Below are 19954 nucleotides of genomic sequence, written 5' to 3'. Positions count from 1 at the left end.
GCGCCTCTCTCTATCCTACAACTGCCGAAGAACCCTTCTGCAGTTGGTACATTTTCGCGTAGCGCCCGCCTAGCGCCATGAGCGTATCGTGATTGCCCCGCTCGGCGATCTCGCCGCGGTGCAGTACAAGAATTTGATCCGCATCGCGGATCGTGGACAACCGATGCGCGATGACGAGTGTCGTCCGCCCTTCACTCACAACCTTCAGCGCACGCTGGATGAGCCCTTCCGTCTCACTGTCGATGGAGGCTGTCGCCTCATCGAGGATCAGGATCGACGGATCGAACGCCAGCGCGCGTGCGAAGGAGATCAACTGCCGCTGGCCAGAGGACAGCGTGCTGCCCCGCTCGACGACTTGCTCGTCGTAGCCGTTCGGCAGCTGCTCGATAAAGCCAGCAGCGCCTACATCCCGCAGCGCAGCCTTCACTCTGTCCAGCGAGATGTCCTGGTTGTACAGGCTGACGTTGAACTTGATGTCCCCTGCGAACAGGAACGGATCCTGCAACACGATCCCCATATGCTTACGCAGGGCTTGCTTGGACATGCCTCTGATGTCGCGGCCATCAATCGTGATCGAGCCCTCACCGGGCTCGTAGAAACCAAGTAGTAAGTTCAAGATGGAGCTTTTGCCTGAGCCGGTGTGCCCGACTAGGGCGATGGTCTCCCCTTTTCGCGCCTCGAACGAAATGTTCTTCAGAACGTTTTCCCCTTCTTTATAAGCAAAGGTGACATTATCGAACTTCACAATGCCCTCAGGTCGCTCAACGTGGCCAACCTTTTCAACCTCTTGACCTTCCATGTCAAGAATCGTGAACACCTTTTCCGCCGATACAAAAGCCCGCTGCGCATTCGTCAATTGATCGAAAATCCCGATGATCGGCTGAAAAACCCGACCCAAATAATCAATAAACGCATAAAACACTCCGAACGAAATAGCGGTCTCCAGCGATTTTCCACCAAAATACCAAATGACCATCGCCGTCACTAAGCTGCCGATCGTCCCAACCACATTACGTGTGGAAAGGCCGTAAATTTGAAATTGCTTCCGCTGGTTCACATAGCGATCCATGTTCAGCACTTCGAACTCATCCAGTGTGACTTTCTCGCGGCGAAAAGCTTGAATAATCGGCATCACAACGATCGATTCATTGATCATCGCGTTCATATCGCTAAGTCTGGCGCGCATAATGGTGATGAAGATTTTCGAATATTTGAGATGGACATACATAATCACCACAAAAATCGGCGGCAGCACCAAGCAGAACAAAGCTAGATGCCAATCCAATAGGAAGAGTGCAACGTAAATCCCCACCAGTTGCAGCATGCTGACAACGAACGTAGCCATGAAGCTCATGAACAGATCGCGAACGGCTTCCGTATCATTGGCGATACGAGATACAACTTGGCCAATCGGCGTGTTATCGAAATAACGCAGGGAAATACGCTGAATGTGGCCCATCAGATCCATCCGCATGTTTTTAATAATTTGTAAGGCGGTAGACTGAAGAATATAGGCTTGTGAATAATTACATAGACCTGCTGTTAACAGTAAACCCATATACAAACCCAGCAACTTGAGTACCGGAGCTATTTCTTTCGCACCTGTAGAGAGATAAGTATCAATAATTGTTTTCGTTATATAAGGCCCGCCCAGCTCGGCAGCTACTGAACAACAAAGAATGAGCAGCGCTCCGAGAATTCTGAACTTGTAGACGAGTGCGTAAGACATGAGTCGTCTGGCCGTAGTCGGTTTAGACAAAATGGTTGTCCTCCTTTCACTCTTCGAGACTGGCTTCCATCTGTTGACGATCCCACTGTTCCCGGTACCAGCCACCGAACTGCATAAGCTCCTCATGGGTGCCCTCTTCAATGACTCGGCCTTCATCCAGGACAAGAATCCAGTTCGCGTGGCTCACAGCAGACAGTCGGTGTGTGGAAATGAGAGTCGTACGCCCCGCTCGTTCCTTACGGATATGCTGGAGAATGCGACTTTCCGTACGTGCATCTACCGCGGAGAGCGAGTCATCCAGCAGCAAAATCTCCGAATCAATCAACAGCGCACGCGCAATCGCTAGACGCTGTTTCTGTCCGCCGGACAGCATCACGCCGTTCTCACCAACAATGGTTGCTAAACCTTCTGGCATTTGGGCAATATCTTGAGTAAAAGAAGCCATCTCCACGGCGTGCGCAATCTCTTCCGGTGAAGCCGTATGTTTACCTAACGCGACATTGTCGCGAATGGATTTCGATAGCAGCAGATGCTCCTGTGGCACATAGGCAACCCAGCGTTTGATTTGATCTATGGCGATTTGCTCGATGGGTGCACCCGAGATGCTCAACTTGCCTGGATCAATGGGATATTGACGCAGCAGTTGCTTAAGGAGCGTGCTTTTGCCGCTGCCGGTCCGGCCGACGATCCCAAGCGTCTGTCCTCGCTCCAACTCAAAGGAGACATGGACGAGGCTCGGATGATTCGCTGTCGGGTAGGTGAACGTTAGATCGTTCATCTCAATGCGTTCAGGCACAGCGACGTGGACAAGCTTCTCAGCGTCAACAATATCAGCTTGTTGCGTCAGTGCCTTATCGAGACGATCTGCCGAGGCGCTGCCCCGTTGCAGAACGTTAATAAACTCGCCAAAGGAAATCATCGGCCAGATGAGCATACCGAGGTAAATATTGAACGAAATCAGCTGTCCCAGCGTGATTTCACCTTGGAACACGAGATACGACCCGTATCCGATACCGATCGAATAGCTGAGACCAACGATCAACGAAGTCAATGGTTGGAACAGCGCGTTGAGCATCGATACGCGGCGGTTTTTGTTCATTACATCCGATGTAACTTCATCGAAGGCTTTTAAATCGTGCGCTTCTTGCACATAAGAACGAATCACCCGGATACCGGAGATTGATTCCAGCGCATGATCATTCATCACACCGAAGGAGGCTTGAGCCGCAAGGAAGCGTACACGTACCTTTTTGCCTAACAAATTAATCATGACAGCTAGAAAAGGCAGCGGTATTAACGCCGCTAGCATTAACTTGAAGGAGATCAGCGACACCATCGTGATGATGACAACGGAAGCCCCTACAATCGTAGAAACGAGCGTCATGACCCCGTACCCGGAGGTTTGACCAATGGCTAGAATATCATTCGTCGCCAGTGCCATCAGCTGTCCCGTCGTGTTGCGTTGGAAAAACGGAGGAGACATTTTGGACAAATGCGTTAACAATCGCCCTCGAAGCAACTTCTCCACCAAAGCGGAGTTCCCGAATAAGTTCGTGATCCACAAATAGGTCATGACATACAGAAGCAACGAAAGCCCAATCAGCAAGTAAACCGTATAATGAAGCCCGGAAGCTGTTAAATTTCCAGTACGAATATGGTCGATGATATTCCCGATCATTTTGGGCGGAATCGTCGCTAAGATATTCACACCGATTAAGAGGGAGACTGCTAGTACATAATACTTCCATCTCTCTTTGAAAAACCAGCGAAGCTTCATAACAAAAGACACCATTACCACCTCTTTACAATTTCTTGGCACACTCATTGATTCTATAGTTTCCACCCAATGAAGTCCACTCTGTATCTTATCTAAAATGAAACTTTCAGCTCGTCTGCAACCTTGTCACAGAACCATGCGTTAGAGAAAGCAGAACATTACCCATATTTTACATACAGGAAGGAAGTTACACACGATGAAACCTATGATGAAAAAAACACTAACCATCCTCACCTTATCCAGCATGCTGACAACTGGAGCTGCTTATGCTGCTACCACAGAAGCTGTTATTCCCGATATGAACGCTAAGCAAATTCAGCCTGTTAAGACGGTTTTCGAAGCCCCCATCACCGTTCAAGTTAATGGTAATGCGATTAGTGAATCCGGATTTGAGAAAACCGGAATCACAGAGCCCATGCTCCCACTACGCGCTGTTGCTGAAAGCCTTGGCTTCACGCTCACATGGAATCCTACGACCTATGCGGTTGATCTGACGAAGGCGAACCTTTTTACAACGGTGAAAATAGGCGAAGATCGCTACACGATAAATAAAATGCTGACACAACTCGGCACAGCACCTCAATTAGTGAACAGCATGATGTATGTGCCTGCTTCCTTCTTTGGCACGATTCTTCATGGGACCGTTTCTGCTAAAGGAAGCTCCGTCGGAATTACAATGAAAGAGGCGACCAAGAAAGTGCAATCGACCGGCGTCATTACCTCCATTCGTACAACAGGCGATAACGCACAAATTCAAATTCAAGACACGGGTACTGGCGGTATCGTTCTCAATGTGAGCCCGGAAACGACTTACCAAATGCTTGATGGCACGAAGCTGTCACTTGCTGATCTTCACGTTGGTTTAACGATCACCGCAGAGCATTCCATGGCGATGACACTTAGCTTGCCGCCGCAAACGTCCGCATCCAACATCACTGTGCTTGATACAGCAGCTCATAAGGGTGCCTTAGGTACAACTGGCGTGATTGAAGCTGTACGCGAAGATGGCAGCCTTCTTGTCAAAGGCCAAGGACTTACTGAAGATGCCCCAGGAGAGGTTGTTCTTACCGTTAGTGCTGACACAGCCATTGTAGACGGTAAAGGTGATGCCATTGACAAATCCGCGCTGGTTAAAGGCACGAACGTTATCGGATTCTACGGCCCTATGATGACCAAAAGCTTGCCGCCGATCAGCAACGCTTGGAAAATCGTTGTAGAAGCAGAGCAAGAATAACATATTTGCTTGATAGGACCTTCGTGGAACCTTCCCTAACGGGGAAGGTTTCTTTGTTTTTGAAAGAGTCGTATCCGTGACGGATGTGCACTGTCCAAATGTTCTGTTTTTTGATACAATAACTGAAAATTCAATCGTATAAGGGGACTCATATGGAATACATTAGCACTCGCGGCAAAGTAGAACCTATCGGCTTCATCGATGCGATCCTGATGGGATTGGCCAATGACGGCGGTCTACTCGTACCGAAAAGCCTCCCGCAGCTATCCGCTGACACACTTCAAAGCTGGTCGAAGCTCTCCTATTCAGAGCTCGCTCTTGAAATTTTCTCACTTTTTGTGAACAACGAAATTCCTCGCGATGAGCTGAAGCAGCTTGTTGATGAAAGCTACGCAACGTTTCGTGATGAAGCAGTTACGCCGGTTAAGCGCCTAAGCGATGACACGTATGTGCTTGAATTGTTCCACGGGCCTACATTTGCTTTCAAGGATATTGCCCTGCAATTCCTTGGCAATCTGTATTCGTATGTTTCACGCAAAACGAATTCCATCATCCACATCCTCGGAGCTACCTCTGGTGATACAGGCGCTTCGGCAATCGAGGGCGTTCGCGGTAAAGAGGGCATCCGTATTTGTATCCTGCATCCGCACCAGAAGGTGAGCAAGGTGCAAGAGCTTCAGATGACAACCGTAAATGACGATAATGTATTGAATCTTTCCGTTGAAGGTACTTTCGATGATTGCCAACGCATTATCAAGGAGCTTTTCGCTGACGTTGAGTTCAAGCACCGCTACCATTTACGCGCGATTAACTCGATCAATATTGCCCGCATTTTGGCGCAAACCGTGTATTATTTCTACGCTTACTTCCAACTGCCACAAGAGGCGCAGGCTGCTAAGGTGAATTTCAGCGTGCCGACGGGGAACTTTGGCGATATTTTTGCTGGCTACCTAGCTCAGAAAATGGGACTTCCGATCAACAAGCTCATTCTTGCAACGAATGAAAACAATATTCTTGAGAAATTCGTACAAGAAGGCATATATCAACCAGGCGAGTTCCGCGGTACGTATAGCCCGTCCATGGACATTCAAGTGGCGAGCAACTTCGAGCGTTACTTGTTCTATCTGTACGGCGAAGACGCTGCGGCTGTTAACGCGATCATGGAGCAGTTCAAGGCCGAAGGCCGCGTCGTCATCCCAGCCGACAAGTTGAAGACCGTACAGGCAGATTTCGCTGCGTACGGCGTGAAGAACGACGAGTGTCTCGACACGATCAGCGACTACCACGCGAAGTACGAGTACTTGCTTGATCCGCATACCGCATGCGGTGTTGCTGCAGCCGATAAACTCGCCGTCGCTGGCGAAGTAACGGTATCCTTGTCCACTGCGCATCCAGCGAAGTTCGATGAGTCGATCCGCTTGCGCGGTATTGCGCAGACGTATCCAGAGCAAATCCAAGCGCTGTTCGACAAACCACAGTTCCAGAAAGTGGTTGGCGGTTCGAACGACGAGATCAAGAATGAACTCGTGAAGTTTTTCTAGTAAGGGTTTATAGGGGCTTCTGCCCCTTCTGTAGAAGCCTTCCTTCCACGTTGTGGAGGGAAGGCTTTTTGACGTCTCATCCACCCCTCCTTAGTTGCTCCACCTGCGTTATTGCTCCTCAAACACCTGTCTCTCCAACCACGCCATTTTACCCCCACATCCAACTTCTTCATCTCCATCTACTCCACCAAAACATTCCCCTTCCCCACTAGACACGCAACCAGCTCCCCGCCAGCAACTTAAGTAGATTGCAATTGGATTAACTGGAAAAATTACATCTATTCAAGCGCAAATGGGCCAATTTAATCAATTAGATGGATATTAGGTAGTTAAATTTCGGGTTTAAGGCGCTTTGGAGACGGAATGGGCGAAGTTAGCTGTAGGAAATCCAGTTATTCCTTTTCCAATGACGAATTGGGCAAATTTAGCTGTATGTTTTCCAGTTAAATCAGTCCTCAGACCGATCTTCGTCCTTCCCTATAGTCTGAAGACACTTGTACCCTGTCATAGTATTCTTAGAATAATGAATCCAACAATAGGAGTGAACAAATTGAATATGAATATGAATCGCAGCGCCTTTCTCGGGCCGATCTTGATTCTGCTAGGTGTTTTTATGTTTCTAAAAGGGGATGTATCGTTCAGCTCAGGCACTATTTTTGAATATTTCTGGCCGACACTCTTCGTTATTCCCGTCGGGGTCTTCTTCCACTGGTTGTACTTCTTCATTACGCAACGACGGGGCGTAGGCGTACTTGTTCCAGGTGGTATTCTACTAACGGCAGGTATCGTGTGCCAAATCTCCGCGCTTTTTGATATTTGGCACCTCATGTGGCCAGGTTTCATGCTCGCTGTAGCTGTCGGCTTGTTCGAACTATATTGGTTCGGTGGCCGCAATAAGTACTTGCTTATTCCGATTAACATCCTATCCGTGATGTCGCTGCTGTTCTTCGCGATCTTCTCCATCGGTTCCATCTTCGGGACGCTCTTCCATAACAATTCAATCATCGCTATTGGGCTTATCGTTGTTGGCGGCTTCATGATGATCGTACGTAGTCGAAACTAATCACCAATGAGAAAGCCGTCCCGCAGGTTCACTGCAAGGACGGCTTTTGGTGTCATTGGGGCTTATATTTACCAATCGAGACGTTGTCACGCTCATGAACACTGAGAATATGCGAAAGCGATACGCTTCCTCCCTCGTTCGTTAACAAGCCAAACCGGGCATTCAACCCCGACCATCCTTCCAGCCCATCCACGCGATATTCCCCAGAGACATACGCCTTAGCAAGCTCTTTATTGGACCAGAACTCGATACGCTTGTTGGGTAACTCCCCCACTTGATCTGCCAGCAGTAAAAGAAACAATTTCTGAAAATCCGTATTTTCGGGCACATCCACATAACCATCCGCAAACACGATTGTCGTGTCTGAATGAGCCCCAAGGTTCTCTCCTATAACCTCAACCTTCAAGCTATATGTACCGTGAAGCAGCAAGGATACATAATTGGCATATGACATCTGGTTATCATCGTACGTCATTTTGCCTTCTACACGATGAATTTCAACCGTGTTCGAAGGTGCGTTCCAAGTCACTTTAGCACCGAGTGCCTCCGCAATTGCCCGAGTCGAAGTTATTGTTGTTCCATCTTTCGTTACTTCCACCTGTGTGTCGAGCACTTTGCCATTCACCTTAACTTGTCTGCCTTTCTGAATCGTGTCAGATGCGTAGACAGCTGTCGCTGTGAATAAAGCCATGCTGCAGATTAGCGTCAACAACCATTTGTTCAAGTTCACCACTCCCTTCGAGTCACTTTCGAAAAGTTTTAGACAGCAGGATGACAGTGTTGACCATTTGTACTCATTGTATGCCGCGATTGTCCACATCAGCATTAGATCAATTCTTTTTCCATACTAAGCTTACATCTATTGTAAACACATTCAACCCGGTTGGTGAAACTTAATGATCATCACTTTACTCATTCTACTCCCGTCATCCCTCTATTTGGAAAAAGTAACAAAAAAATAACCTGTGAATGAAGATCATTCACAGGCCTTTTTATTATCCCGCCACAACGTTATCCCCTGTGGATTGTTTGATTTGTTTGCTTCGTAGTTGTCCACAAGCGGCATCAATGTCCGTCCCGTGCTCCAATCGCACACTGCAAGAGATGCCTTGCTTCTTGAGCGTATCGTAGAAGGCGCGCACCGATTCGCGCTCACTCCGTTGATACTGGCTGTGCTCATCCACCGGATTGTACGGAATCAAGTTCACATTCGCCAGCTGGCGGATATGCTGAATCAGCTCAGCTAGTTGCAGCGCATGTTCTCTGCCATCGTTCACGTCTTTGAGCAAAATATACTCAAGCGTAATACGGCGATTCGTTTTCTCCAAATAGTACTCAATCGCTTCCATCAACGTCTCGATCGGAATCGCTTTGTTGATTTTCATGATGCGTGTACGAAGCTCGTTCGTTGGCGCATGCAAGGAGATCGCTAAATTCACTTTCAAATCCGAATCCGCGAACTCTCTAATTTTAGGTGCTAGACCGCTGGTGGATACTGTGATGTGTCTTGCTGCAATATCCAAACCTTTCTGATCCTTCACGACGCGGATGAAATCGACCATATTCACGAAGTTGTCGAACGGTTCGCCAATCCCCATCACCACAATGTGGCTAACGCGCTCCGCTTTGCCCATAGCGTCCAAATGAAATTGGACCTTCATAATTTGTTCCACGATTTCCGCGGCCGACAAATCACGGCTCTTAGCCAGCAAGCCACTCGCACAGAAGCTGCAGCCGATGTTACATCCCACTTGCGTCGTCACACAGACGGATAACCCGAATTTATGACGCATTAGAACGGTTTCGATCAAATTGCCGTCCGACAGCTTGAACAGGAATTTCATCGTGCCATCCGCTGATTCCTGCCGCGTGTGTTCATTCAAGGTATGGATAGCAAAATGCTCGCTCAACGTGGCCAAGCAATCCTCTTTCACATCCGTCATTTCCGCGAACGAAGCGACCCGCTTGCGATACAGCCAGTCCCATACTTGCAGGGCGCGCGACTTTTTGTAGCCTTTTTCGGCCAGCCAAGCGACCAGTTGATCAAAAGTTAATCCATATATGGATGAAAGTTTCATTCCGTTATCCTCTTTTCAAGACTATCACATGCAGTCCAGTTCTTCTAAGCAGCCGAAGCATACCATCTCAATCTCTCTAGTTAGTATTGTGCCAAAAATCCTCCCTGAACACAAGGGAAGCCTATCATTTCCACAAAGAAAAGGCACCTCCCAATCCGGGGGCACCTCTATCACAGGCTCATCTGAGCTAATCAAGCACTCGTTACTGCTACTTTACGTTCCTCTTTCGCCACGACTTCATCATCCGATACCAAGCCATAAGGGATACAGAGCGGCACGCCGGCACGTTTATCCACGATGACATCGGCATGAATAGCGAACACATCGAGCAGCATTTGCGGTGTTACAATATCCATCGGTGCGCCTTCATAGACGACATTCCCTGATTTAATCGCGATCAAATGGTCCGCATAACGCGTCGCATGATTCAAATCATGCACAACCATGACGATTGTCGTGTTGTGACGCTCGTTGATCTCTTTCAACAAACAGAGAACCTCAAGCTGATGTGCCATATCCAAATAAGTCGTTGGCTCATCCAAGAACAGCATATCGGTCTGCTGCGCTAACGCCATTGCGATCCATACCCGTTGACGTTGACCACCCGATAGATGATCGATCGGACGATCCTTGAACGCTGTCATCCCTGTCACTTCGAATGCCCAGTTGATGATCTCACGATCGGCGCTGGACATCTTCTGGAAGCCGCGCTGATGCGGGAAACGACCATATCCTACGAGTTCTTCAGCTGTAATGCCTTCCGGAGCAGATGGCGACTGCGGTAGAATCGCTAATTTCTTCGCGATTTCCTTCGTCGATTGATGATGAATGGAATGACCGTCTAGGAAAACGGTCCCTTCTGTTGGCTTCAACAGTCGCGACATAGCTTTCAAAATTGTTGATTTCCCCGAGCCATTAGCACCGACTAATGCGGTGATCTTGCCCGTTGGAATCTCGATGCTTAGATCATTGATGATTTTCAATTTATCGTAAGAAACATGTAGTTGTTCGGTATATATTCTCGTTGCTATTGCCATGAGGAACATCCCCTTCCAATATGTATATAGGGTCCAATGATTCGATAATTTCTCTCCATTAACTAAAAATGATAATCATTATCAATTAAATTGTCAAGGCTTTTCATACAAAAATAGGATGCCCGAAGGCATCCTACTTCTTCCACCTGTTATGAGACTTAAACTTTAAACCGAGCCACAGCCAATTGCAGCTCATTCGACATTCCGTTCAATTCATTAGCCGTCCTGGCAACTTCCGAAATCGTCGCTAATTGGTGCTCCGTTGCAGCCGCAACAGCCTGCGTAAGCTCCGTTGTCATGCGAGTTAGCTCCGCCATTTCCACGATTCCGGCTAGTACCTCTTCTGAGCTCGCTGACATTTGCTCCGATACAGCAGATACATCCGTCATCTGATCGACGACCTCCTGCACCGTGCCAGAAAGATCCTTGAATGTACCGTCCGTTTGTTCAATGACAGCCTGCATAGCCTCCACTTCTCCTAGACCGCGATCCATCGCGATAACAGCGGCTCCCGTCTCATGTTGGACACGCTCCACGAGCTCAGCAATACGCTCTGTCGCCAGTCGAGATTGATCCGCAAGCTTGCGGATTTCCGTGGAAACGACGACGAAGCCCTTGCCGTGCTCGCCAGCTCTCACTGCCTCAATAGAGGCATTCAGTGCAAGCAAATTGGTTTGTCTCGTCACTTGCGTAATGAGGACTGTGATCTCGCCGATTTCCTCAGACATCGACTTCAAGCTCTGAATCGCTTGTACCGCCTGTTGGACGGAGCGCAGGGCCTCCGTTATTTGCAGCATGCTCTGCCCCATCCGCGCGTTACCTTCGCTCGTATGAGCGCGTGCATGGCCTGAAATGTCTGTGGCATGCCCTGCTGATTCCGCTACGCGTTGAATCCCAACAGCCATCTCATTCATGGCATGACTGCTTTCCTCTGTGCCTTGACGCTGCTGCTCCGAATGTGAAGCAAGCTGGCCCATCATCTCCGAGACAGACGCTGTAGATTGGCTAGTCTGCTGAGCACCCGTTTGCAGCGATTCCGAAGCCGCCGAAACTTGTTGCGCTGCTTGTGCGATCTGAACAATGAGTCCACGTAGGTTCCCGACCATGTCTTTCAAATGATTGCCTAATACACCCAATTCATCACTGCTTTTGCTTTTGACTAGCGATGCATCTGACAAATCTCCTGCTGCCGCTGACTGGGCCAGCTTCATTAAGGGGGTAATCTGACGCAGATACAGTCGTACAATGAAGACGATGAAAAGGGTCCCGATCACAATGGCGATTAAACCCGTCCATATTGATTGGAGCGTATATTTATTCATCTGTGCCTGCAGAACGCCATAATCGAAATCTAATCCCGCGAAAGCAACAAGTTTGCCGTCCTTATCTCGAATCGTACTTACCGCACTCACCCAAGTTCCTAATGAATCTTGGTAGACACCCGTGATACCGAAACCTGTTTCCTCTGCTTCCTTAAGCGCCGTAAGCAGCTCAGGAACTGGTGCATAAGGATCTGCCGGCTTCTCATCGACATATAGCTCTGCATTGGATAACAAATTTAATAGAGCTGGCTCTCCCTCCAATGTTGTCCATTCTGGGTAAAATAAGTAGGCATTTTCGACCAAATCCCCTTTAGAGACACGGTCCATATCCTCCTGTACGTTCATAACAGCAGGTTCATACTTATAAGCTTCTTTATTTTTCTTTAATTCTTCCTTTGATTTCTCAATATAATCTATCTTCTGCATGAGGGGAGCATGGAAAATCCCTTCAAGTGCGACCAAGTTATCTGACATTTGCTGCCTATGCTGTTGATAGGAAACGAAGGTAAGCAACACGCAAAGTACAATATAGCAGGCGGCTGTCCAAGCTGAAATTTTGAAAGAGAGTGATCGAAAGAACCTAACAGATGTTTGCTTGCCTTGTGATTTAGCTTGTGACATGATTAACAAAAACACCTCCAGAATTGTACAGCATAGCGGTTTGATACACCTAGGTCATATAGGTCATACAGGCTAGTCTTCTAGATTTCGACAAAGTTTTTAGAAACCCTTCCCAATTTTATTTAGAATTTGTTGTGGTTCTTAAGGAGGATGGCAGTTTGGCTAGGATAAAAGCATTGATCTTGGATTTTGACGGCACGATTCTGGATACGGAGACAGCTTGGTATGAAGCGTTCAGGGAAGCTTATCTCGAGCATGAGGTGGAGCTGACTTTGGACATGTACGGAAAGTGCATTGGAACATCCTCGCATGTCTTCGACCCCTATGAATATTTGATCACGGAGCTGAAGATTCCGTTGGATCGGGAGTCATTTCGGCAAGGCGTGCATGATCGACATACCCAGAAGATGGCGCATGAAGGTATTCGTCCGGGTATACTTGATTATTTAGAGACGGCCAAAGGATTAGGCCTGCGCATTGGTTTAGCCTCCAGCTCCCGGCGAGCTTGGGTCGATACGTATTTAGCTCAGTTGGGAATCAGCGATTATTTCGAAACGATTCGCACCGCTGAAGATGTCGCTGTGGTGAAGCCACATCCCGAGCTGTATGAGCTTGCGTTGAAAGACCTTGGCGTAAAGCCGGATGAAGCGATTGCGATTGAGGATTCACCTAACGGTGCTCGCGCGGCAGCGGCCGCAGGCATGCATTACATCGTGGTGCCTAACCCGGTCACGAAGCTCCTGTCTTTTGACGGGGAGCCGCGTACAGTGGGGACTTTGGCGGAACTATCGCTGCAAGCTTTGCTGGAGGCGGTCGAGGGAAATTCAATAAATAAAACAAGCACGTGTTGACGACTCCCTCTTTTTAAATGATAATGATTCTCATAATCATGCATTGTTAAAAAGGAGCTGAGCTTCGTGCTTATTCAACAAAGAACCATTATTGTACAACCTGGTAATAGCGACAAAGTCGTTGAACGCTTTAGCAAGGAAGGTCCGTTGGACGGTATGGAAGGGCTAATCGATGTGACCGTTATGGTCAACAAACGGAGCAAAGAGTCTGAAGAGGTCGTCGTTTTCATTCGTTGGGAATCTGAGCAGGCGTGGAAAAACTGGGAGAAAAGCCCCGAGCATCTGGCGGGCCACCGTAACAGTAAAGGGCAGGAACGTCCTGAATACGTCATTTCGTCGAATGTAAGCATGTTTGATGTGAAGAAAGTGCGGCCTGGCCAGTTCGGATAAACAGGTAGCGCAGGGATCATGCGCTGCTTTTTTGTTGGTTGGCAGGGGCACTCGCGGCAGCGCGGTACAGAAGCACAATGCCCCCAAACATTGCATTGCCGCCTACCTACTCCGTCCGTCAATAGCGGACACTTTTGCTCGCACGCTTACAGATATTAGATGGAAAAAGTACAGCTAAATCAGCTGATTCCACGGTAAAAATACGATTAACTGGAGTTCCTACAGCTAATTTTAGCGTTTTGAACTCTTCCAGCTTGAAAATACCAAATTAGATACATATTTTCCAGTTAAATCGTGTTTCGGCGAAAAAATGGAAGGATTAGCTGTAGTTTTTCCAGTTAATCGTTGCCGCGGGGGCTGCATGAGGTAACGTTGGGGGCTGGGACGTTGACATTCGGCGCTGGTGCTGACTAAGTATTCGTCCGATTCAATGAATTGAGTAGCTGAATTTATTGGTGCTATGTGGTGCGTGTTAGATGTTTGGCGTCAGCAATGCTGCTACTTCACACCATGCAGAGCGTCCAAAGCAGCCTGCTCGTCTGCTACGAAGAAGAATTGCTTACCATGATTGCATTCGTAGATGAAATCGCGGAGGCTTTTGCTGTCGTATTGATCGAATTCGCCGATAACGGCCATTTTCATATGATAGTTCGTGTATTTCTGGAGAACATCGCCTGCGAGTTTCGTTTTGAGCTCAAAGAAATCCTCCGTCAAATTCCACTGATTAATAATAAACTTGTCGCAACCTGTCAGGTATTGGACGGATGCCATCAAATCTAGCGCATCTTGCTCGTTGCTGATGAGAATGTCCGTGCTCTCCACGATGGCTACCTGAGAATCGCCCTTCTGATTAATCGTTGTATTCATGTCATTTCTACCTCTTTCTCCATAAGTTCGTCGACTAGGACATCTTCGTCCCGTTTATTCAGCACATTTTCCTCTAGAACAACGAATTTATCTCCATATTCTTTGATGATATGCGTTTCTCCCCACATACAGAGCGAATCCAAGATCGGTTTCAGGCTTGCACCATACTCGCTGAGCGCATACTCCACTTTAGGCGGCACTTGATTGTACACAATCCGCTCCACGATCCCATCGTCTTCGAGCTCTCTAAGCTGTTGTGTCAGCATTTTCTGAGTGATTCTAGGCATCAAACGCTTGAGGTCACTCGTCCTCCGTTTACCGTGAGTCAAATGACAGAGAATGACGCATTTCCACTTCCCACCGATCACTTCCAACGTGGCTTCTACAGAGATGTTGTACAGCTTTTTAGCCATCTGATGATTCTCCTCCATCCCATTTTATAGGTACTAAAAAGTACCTACCGTACTTTAAAGTACGTACTGGTCAATCCGACTATAATGATTGATAATAGCACTTACCGGCCGGTACACACAAGTTTGGAGTGATTACTATGAAACAAGAAACCAAAGGAAATACACTAGCGCTGCTTGCCCTCGCGGTTAGCGCCTTCGCCATTGGCACAACCGAGTTTATCAGTGTCGGACTGCTTCCGCTCATTGCTGAAGACCTTCATATATCCATCACAGGTGCAGGGTTAACCGTTACTTTATATGCGTTAGGGGTTACTTTAGGAGCCCCGATCTTAACTTCACTAACCTCAACGGTCTCACGCAAAACGTTGTTGCTCTGGATCATGCTCGTGTTTATCGCGGGTAATCTATTGGCTGCCACAGCAAGTGGCATCGTCGTGCTGTTGATTGCTCGCGTCATCTCTTCGTTGGCGCACGGCATCTTCATGTCGATTGGTTCGACCATCGCCGCCGATCTCGTGCCCGAGAACCGCAGAGCCAGCGCGATTGCGCTGATGTTCTCGGGACTTACCGTCGCCACCGTAACCGGTGTGCCGATTGGAACTTATCTCGGTCAGCAGCTTGGCTGGCGCGCTGCGTTCTTCGCCATTGTCGCGGTTGGCGTGATAGCTCTCGTCGCGAACCTGATCTTAGTTTCTGCCAATTTGCGTAAAGGAACGCGGACACGACTTGGCACACAGCTGAAGCTCGTCACGAACGGACGGCTGCTGCTCGCTTTCTCCATCACAGCCTTAGGCTATGGCGGGACGTTCGTAGTGTTCACGTATTTATCTCCGTTATTGCATGAGATTACAGGATTTGCAGAACATACAGTAGCGTTAATCCTACTCCTATATGGGGTTGCCATTGCGATCGGCAATGTCATCGGAGGACGCGCCGCGAACCGAAACGCAAGCAAAGCCTTGCTGATCATGTTCTTATTACAAGCACTCGTACTGTTCCTGTTTATGTTCACAGCACCATTCAAAGCAGCTGGCTTAATCACCATCTTTTTCATGGGATTGCTCGCATTCATGAACGTACCTGGCTTGCAAATTTATGTTGTACAGCTTGCAGAACGATTTGCCCCTGAGGCCAAAGATGTCGCATCTGCCTTCAACATTGCAGCTTTCAACGCTGGTATTGCAGGCGGAGCATTCCTCGGTGGCATCATTACCGATTCCATCGGCCTTATTCATACAACCTGGGTAGGCGGAGTAATGGTTTTCGGTGCCGTACTACTTACCCTCTGGAGCCGCAAACTTGAAAAATCAGATCAAACGGAACAATTACAACCAGCCATTTTAGGAGGAGTACCACAATGACAAATCAAACAAACCATCTACAAAACACAATAAATAACAACCTTCAAGCTGAAACTACACTTCATAACGGCATAACTATGCCCTGGCTAGGGCTTGGCGTATTTAAAGTAGAGGACGGCCCAGAGGTCGTGGAAGCCGTGAAAGCAGCCATGAAAATAGGCTATCGCAGCATCGATACCGCGGCCATTTACGGCAATGAAAGCAGCGTGGGACAAGGGATTCGCGAAGGCATGGCTGAGCATGGTCTAACAAGAGATCAACTTTTCGTAACTTCAAAAGTGTGGAATGCCGATCTCGGCTATGAGTCCACGATTGCTGCCTATGAAGCGAGCTTGGAGAAGCTGGGCTTGGACTATCTCGATTTGTATCTCATTCATTGGCCTGTTCAAGGCAAATACGTAGAAGCGTGGCGAGCGCTTGAGACACTCTATCAAGAGGGCCGCGTCAAAGCGATTGGCGTGAGCAACTTCCAAATTCATCATTTGGAGGATCTAATGGGCACTGGGAAGATTAAACCTATGGTCAACCAAGTTGAGCTTCATCCTCTTTTAGCTCAAACGGACATACACAACTTTTGCAAGGAGCATGGCATTCAGTTAGAAGCGTGGTCCCCGCTGATGCAAGGTCAGCTTTTAGATAACCCTACGTTGAAGGCATTGGCTGAACGCCACGGCAAATCCATTGCTCAAGTCATCCTACGGTGGGATTTGCAGCGCGGTATTGTCACCATTCCCAAATCGACCAAAGACCATCGCATCTTGGAAAATGGTTCGATCTTCGATTTCGAGCTCACGAACGAGGACATGGCGGCAATCAATAGCATGAATCAGAATCTGCGTGTCGGCCCGGATCCAGACAATTTTGATTTTTAATCCATGTAGGATGATGGAGCTTTCACGAAACATGGCAAGTCCTCGCTCCTTTCTTCGGAAAGAGAGTGAGGGCTTTTTGCTAGGAATAATTTCCCTCTAGTTGGTAAAAGTTACTTGTAACTACTGCTGGGAGGCTGCTTAACGACATGAGCAAAGACAAGATTGATCCAAATAATATAGAAGATCAAACGAATATGACTTTAACGAACCGCCAAGGCCATCCGATTTCGGATAACCAGAACATCCGCACGATAGGCAATCGCGGGCCGTCGACGCTCGAAAATTACCATTATATCGAGAAGATTTCCCATTTTGATCGGGAGCGCATTCCAGAGCGTGTAGTGCATGCGCGTGGCGCGGGGGCTCACGGGTATTTCGAGTCGTATGGAACGGTCGGCGACGAGCCGGTCTCTACATATACGCGGGCTAAGCTTTTTCAGGAGAAGGGGAAGCGTACCCCTGTTTTTGTGCGGTTTTCGACCGTTGTACACGGCACGTACTCGCCAGAAACGTTACGGGATCCGCGCGGCTTCGCGACGAAATTTTATACGGAAGATGGCAACTGGGACTTAGTCGGCAATAATTTAAAAATCTTTTTCATCCGCGATCCGTTGAAATTCCCTGATATGGTGCACGCGTTCAAGCCGGACCCGGTCACGAACCTGCAGAACCCGGAGAAAATGTTCGATTTCGTGTCGAATACGCCAGAAGCGACGCATATGATCACCTTCCTCTTCTCGCCATGGGGCATTCCAGCCAACTATCGGCAGATGCAGGGGTCGGGCGTCAATACGTACAAGTGGGTGAACCAGAACGGCGATGCGGTGCTCGTGAAATACCATTGGGAGCCGCTGAAGCAAGGGATGAAGAACCTGAAGCAGTCCGAGGCCGAGGCGATTCAAGGTAAAAATATTAGCCATGCCACGCAGGATTTATACGAAGCCATTGCGAAGGGTGACTATCCGGAGTGGGAGCTGTGTGTGCAGATTCTCAGCGACGACGAGCACCCTGAGCTCGATTTCGATCCGTTAGACCCAACGAAGTTGTGGGATCATGAGCAGATTCCTTTCCGGAAAGTGGGCAAAATGGTGCTGGATCGTAATCCGGAGAACTATTTTGCTGAGGTAGAGCAGGCCGCCTTCGGGACGGGTGTACTCGTCGATGGCCTTGATTTCTCGGACGATAAGCTGCTGCAGGGTCGGACGTTCTCCTACTCAGATACCCAGCGGTATCGCGTAGGAACGAATTATTTGCAGCTGCCGATCAATGCACCGAAGGCGCCAGTTGCCACGAACCAGCGGGATGGGCAGATGACGTTGATGGTGGACAAGGCCCCTGGCCAAAATCCACATGTGAATTACGAGCCCTCTTCGCTCGGCGGATTACAGGAAGCGGCACCTTCGGGCAAGGAGCATCAGCCGATGTATAATGATCGGCTAGTTCGCGAGAAGATAAGCCGCACGAATGATTTTGGGCAGGCGGGCGATACGTACCGCAAGTTCGAGGATTGGGAGCGCGATGAGTTGATCGCGAATCTGGTTGATGCTTTAAAGATCTGTAAGCCTGTGATACAAGCGAACATGATCAGTTATTTCGAGCAGGCTGATCCGGATTACGGACGGCGTGTGTCTGAGGGGCTCGCTCAAGCGAAGGTTGAGCTGGAGCACTTGGGTTCAGCCACCGCGAAAGCTGGGGCTGAATTGGCGGAGTCCGCTGGACAGTGGACGGACGGTTACTAAATGAGGAAGGCACCCGGAATGGGTGCCTTTTTGGGTTGTGGGAGGCGCCGAGTTATGAGCGAAACGAAACGTGCCCCCGTGGTATGCCCCTGCTACCGAGCCAACTTCTCCTGCATCATTTCCTTATACCACCGCACGGTATGCTTGATGGCTTCCACATGCGGAGTCGTCGTTTGTGGGCCAAAAGCAGCCTCAAATTTGCTGTGATCCAGGATGAAGGGATGTTCAAACTCGTATAATACTTCCTTGAGCTCCCTCAGCATGGGATGGAAAAGTCCGATCATCGTCACCATCGGACGGGATAATGTACTTATTTTACTTGTGGAGCCTAGCTCATCGAAAATCAGTTCGAGCAATTCCCGGGTTGTGTGCGTTTTCGCGCTTGGTATATGCCAGACTTCCCCCAAAGCGCGATCCTCTTGCGCGAGTGTTACGAGTCCTCTGGCAAAGTCATCAATATACGTATAGGTATGTGGCATATCCAGATTACCCAGCAGACTAACGGGCTTGCCGCTCAAAGCGAATCCAAAGACGCGCTCCCCCAGTGAGGACTGCTTAACCCCAGGCCCATAGAAATCCGATGCACGGCCAATCGCCACGCGAACCTTCCCCGATTGATGCGCAAGCAACAATTCCTCCGCCATCTGGGCGCGTGTTAGCCCTTTTTTGCCAGTAGCAAGGTCCGGTAGGTTCTCTGTCAGAGGCTGATTTGCTTGGCCATACATATACAGGTTGTCACCGTAGATCAGCTTCGCACCTGCAGCAGCAGCACCTGCCATAATCCCTCGGGTAAGGCCGGGGAATTGGGACGGCCAGTTCGTGTAGCCCGGATGAGCACAGTGATAGACCACAGCAGCATCCTTGCACAGCGCCACTGCATCAACAAGTTGGGAAGCATCCCCTTTGGCCACTTCCACCGCTGCTGCCTCCGACAATCTTCCGCTGCGACTCACCATGCGTATACGCTCGACCCCACGCCGCTTTAATTCCTGCATAACCGCCATCCCGAGCGACCCCGTTCCAACAATTACATGCACTTGATTACTCATTCATCATGCC

At 48.8% G+C, this 19954-nt stretch carries 16 protein-coding genes and 1 pseudogene; 8 read left to right on the top strand and 9 right to left on the bottom strand.

Annotation, left to right across the window (positions count from 1 at the left end):
* Nucleotides 1–10: 10 nt before the first annotated feature.
* Together ACSQ8O_RS02000 and ACSQ8O_RS01995 are read right to left on the bottom strand one after the other, a co-directional pair.
* Entirely contained in the window at nucleotides 11–1729 is a 1719-nt protein-coding gene (locus ACSQ8O_RS02000; protein WP_436241923.1) for an ABC transporter ATP-binding protein, read from the bottom strand.
* A 46-nt stretch (nucleotides 1730–1775) separates the two neighbouring features.
* Complete coding sequence (locus ACSQ8O_RS01995; protein ID WP_436240255.1) at nucleotides 1776–3521, bottom strand: ABC transporter ATP-binding protein; 1746 nt, start codon at nucleotides 3519–3521, stop codon at nucleotides 1776–1778.
* Between the two features lie 190 nt (nucleotides 3522–3711).
* Between ACSQ8O_RS01995 and ACSQ8O_RS01990 the strand changes: the two genes are divergently transcribed.
* The 3 genes from ACSQ8O_RS01990 (at nucleotide 3712) to ACSQ8O_RS01980 (ending at nucleotide 7344) form a co-directional block, all read left to right on the top strand.
* Nucleotides 3712–4740: a copper amine oxidase N-terminal domain-containing protein gene (locus ACSQ8O_RS01990; RefSeq protein WP_436240254.1), complete on the top strand. Its 1029-nt coding sequence runs from the start codon at nucleotides 3712–3714 to the stop codon at nucleotides 4738–4740.
* A 152-nt stretch (nucleotides 4741–4892) separates the two neighbouring features.
* Nucleotides 4893–6281, top strand: coding sequence for a threonine synthase (thrC, locus tag ACSQ8O_RS01985; RefSeq protein WP_436240253.1), 1389 nt, complete (start codon nucleotides 4893–4895; stop codon nucleotides 6279–6281).
* Nucleotides 6282–6837: 556 nt separating this feature from the next.
* Entirely contained in the window at nucleotides 6838–7344 is a 507-nt protein-coding gene (locus ACSQ8O_RS01980) for a hypothetical protein (protein WP_436241922.1), read from the top strand.
* Between the two features lie 52 nt (nucleotides 7345–7396).
* On the opposite strand, the gene ACSQ8O_RS01975 is transcribed toward ACSQ8O_RS01980, so the two are convergent.
* The 4 genes from ACSQ8O_RS01975 to ACSQ8O_RS01960 form a co-directional block, all read right to left on the bottom strand.
* Nucleotides 7397–8068: a stalk domain-containing protein gene (locus ACSQ8O_RS01975; RefSeq protein WP_436240252.1), complete on the bottom strand. Its 672-nt coding sequence runs from the start codon at nucleotides 8066–8068 to the stop codon at nucleotides 7397–7399.
* A gap of 271 nt (nucleotides 8069–8339) precedes the next feature.
* Nucleotides 8340–9422 carry a 23S rRNA (adenine(2503)-C(2))-methyltransferase RlmN gene (gene rlmN / locus ACSQ8O_RS01970; protein ID WP_436240251.1) on the bottom strand — a complete coding sequence of 361 codons (1083 nt, stop codon included), beginning with the start codon at nucleotides 9420–9422 and terminating at the stop codon, nucleotides 8340–8342.
* Nucleotides 9423–9613: 191 nt separating this feature from the next.
* Entirely contained in the window at nucleotides 9614–10459 is an 846-nt protein-coding gene (locus tag ACSQ8O_RS01965) for an ABC transporter ATP-binding protein (protein ID WP_436240250.1), read from the bottom strand.
* 158 nt (nucleotides 10460–10617) lie between these two features.
* Nucleotides 10618–12402, bottom strand: coding sequence for a methyl-accepting chemotaxis protein (locus ACSQ8O_RS01960; protein WP_436240249.1), 1785 nt, complete (start codon nucleotides 12400–12402; stop codon nucleotides 10618–10620).
* Nucleotides 12403–12560: 158 nt separating this feature from the next.
* On the opposite strand from ACSQ8O_RS01960, the gene ACSQ8O_RS01955 reads away from it, so the two are divergent.
* Nucleotides 12561–13253: an HAD family hydrolase gene (locus tag ACSQ8O_RS01955; RefSeq protein ID WP_436240248.1), complete on the top strand. Its 693-nt coding sequence runs from the start codon at nucleotides 12561–12563 to the stop codon at nucleotides 13251–13253.
* Between the two features lie 66 nt (nucleotides 13254–13319).
* Entirely contained in the window at nucleotides 13320–13643 is a 324-nt protein-coding gene (locus ACSQ8O_RS01950; protein WP_436240247.1) for an antibiotic biosynthesis monooxygenase, read from the top strand.
* Between the two features lie 498 nt (nucleotides 13644–14141).
* Here ACSQ8O_RS01950 and ACSQ8O_RS01945 read toward each other — a convergent pair whose 3' ends face one another.
* Nucleotides 14142–14510 (bottom strand): DUF4180 domain-containing protein, encoded by a 369-nt coding sequence (locus ACSQ8O_RS01945; protein ID WP_436240246.1) that lies wholly within the window; start codon nucleotides 14508–14510, stop codon nucleotides 14142–14144.
* Nucleotides 14507–14923 (bottom strand): winged helix-turn-helix transcriptional regulator, encoded by a 417-nt coding sequence (locus tag ACSQ8O_RS01940; RefSeq protein WP_436240245.1) that lies wholly within the window; start codon nucleotides 14921–14923, stop codon nucleotides 14507–14509. Before ACSQ8O_RS01940 ends, ACSQ8O_RS01945 begins: the two co-directional genes overlap by 4 nt.
* Before the next feature lie 137 nt (nucleotides 14924–15060).
* Here ACSQ8O_RS01940 and ACSQ8O_RS01935 point away from each other — a divergent pair, with 137 nt between their 5' ends.
* From ACSQ8O_RS01935 to ACSQ8O_RS01925, 3 genes and pseudogenes are all read left to right on the top strand, one after another.
* Nucleotides 15061–16284: an MFS transporter gene (locus tag ACSQ8O_RS01935; protein WP_436240244.1), complete on the top strand. Its 1224-nt coding sequence runs from the start codon at nucleotides 15061–15063 to the stop codon at nucleotides 16282–16284.
* A gap of 29 nt (nucleotides 16285–16313) precedes the next feature.
* Entirely contained in the window at nucleotides 16314–17156 is an 843-nt protein-coding gene (locus tag ACSQ8O_RS01930) for an aldo/keto reductase (RefSeq protein ID WP_436241921.1), read from the top strand.
* A 194-nt stretch (nucleotides 17157–17350) separates the two neighbouring features.
* Nucleotides 17351–18895: pseudogene (locus ACSQ8O_RS01925) on the top strand (catalase); the annotation flags it as partial.
* A 92-nt stretch (nucleotides 18896–18987) separates the two neighbouring features.
* Here ACSQ8O_RS01925 and ACSQ8O_RS01920 read toward each other — a convergent pair.
* Nucleotides 18988–19944, bottom strand: a complete 957-nt coding sequence (locus ACSQ8O_RS01920) for an NAD-dependent epimerase/dehydratase family protein (RefSeq protein ID WP_436240243.1) — start codon at nucleotides 19942–19944, stop codon at nucleotides 18988–18990.
* Between the last annotated feature and the right edge of the window lie 10 nt (nucleotides 19945–19954).

The organism is Paenibacillus sp. LjRoot56 (assembly GCF_964253335.1).
Taxonomy (GTDB): domain Bacteria; phylum Bacillota; class Bacilli; order Paenibacillales; family NBRC-103111; genus Paenibacillus_E; species Paenibacillus_E allorhizoplanae.
Note: the sequence above shows the minus strand (reverse complement) of the source record. Positions and strands in the feature narration are given on the sequence as shown.

Coding starts and splice junctions, on each gene's coding strand:
- ACSQ8O_RS01980 (WP_436241922.1), top strand. CDS start 6,838: ATGAATATGAATCGCAGCGCCTTTCTCGGGCCGATCTTGATTCTGCTA.
- ACSQ8O_RS01965 (WP_436240250.1), bottom strand. CDS start 10,459: ATGGCAATAGCAACGAGAATATATACCGAACAACTACATGTTTCTTAC.
- rlmN (WP_436240251.1), bottom strand. CDS start 9,422: ATGAAACTTTCATCCATATATGGATTAACTTTTGATCAACTGGTCGCT.
- ACSQ8O_RS01920 (WP_436240243.1), bottom strand. CDS start 19,944: ATGAGTAATCAAGTGCATGTAATTGTTGGAACGGGGTCGCTCGGGATG.
- ACSQ8O_RS01960 (WP_436240249.1), bottom strand. CDS start 12,402: ATGTCACAAGCTAAATCACAAGGCAAGCAAACATCTGTTAGGTTCTTT.
- ACSQ8O_RS01945 (WP_436240246.1), bottom strand. CDS start 14,510: ATGAATACAACGATTAATCAGAAGGGCGATTCTCAGGTAGCCATCGTG.
- ACSQ8O_RS01935 (WP_436240244.1), top strand. CDS start 15,061: ATGAAACAAGAAACCAAAGGAAATACACTAGCGCTGCTTGCCCTCGCG.
- thrC (WP_436240253.1), top strand. CDS start 4,893: ATGGAATACATTAGCACTCGCGGCAAAGTAGAACCTATCGGCTTCATC.
- ACSQ8O_RS02000 (WP_436241923.1), bottom strand. CDS start 1,729: ATGTCTTACGCACTCGTCTACAAGTTCAGAATTCTCGGAGCGCTGCTC.
- ACSQ8O_RS01995 (WP_436240255.1), bottom strand. CDS start 3,521: ATGGTGTCTTTTGTTATGAAGCTTCGCTGGTTTTTCAAAGAGAGATGG.
- ACSQ8O_RS01940 (WP_436240245.1), bottom strand. CDS start 14,923: ATGGCTAAAAAGCTGTACAACATCTCTGTAGAAGCCACGTTGGAAGTG.
- ACSQ8O_RS01990 (WP_436240254.1), top strand. CDS start 3,712: ATGATGAAAAAAACACTAACCATCCTCACCTTATCCAGCATGCTGACA.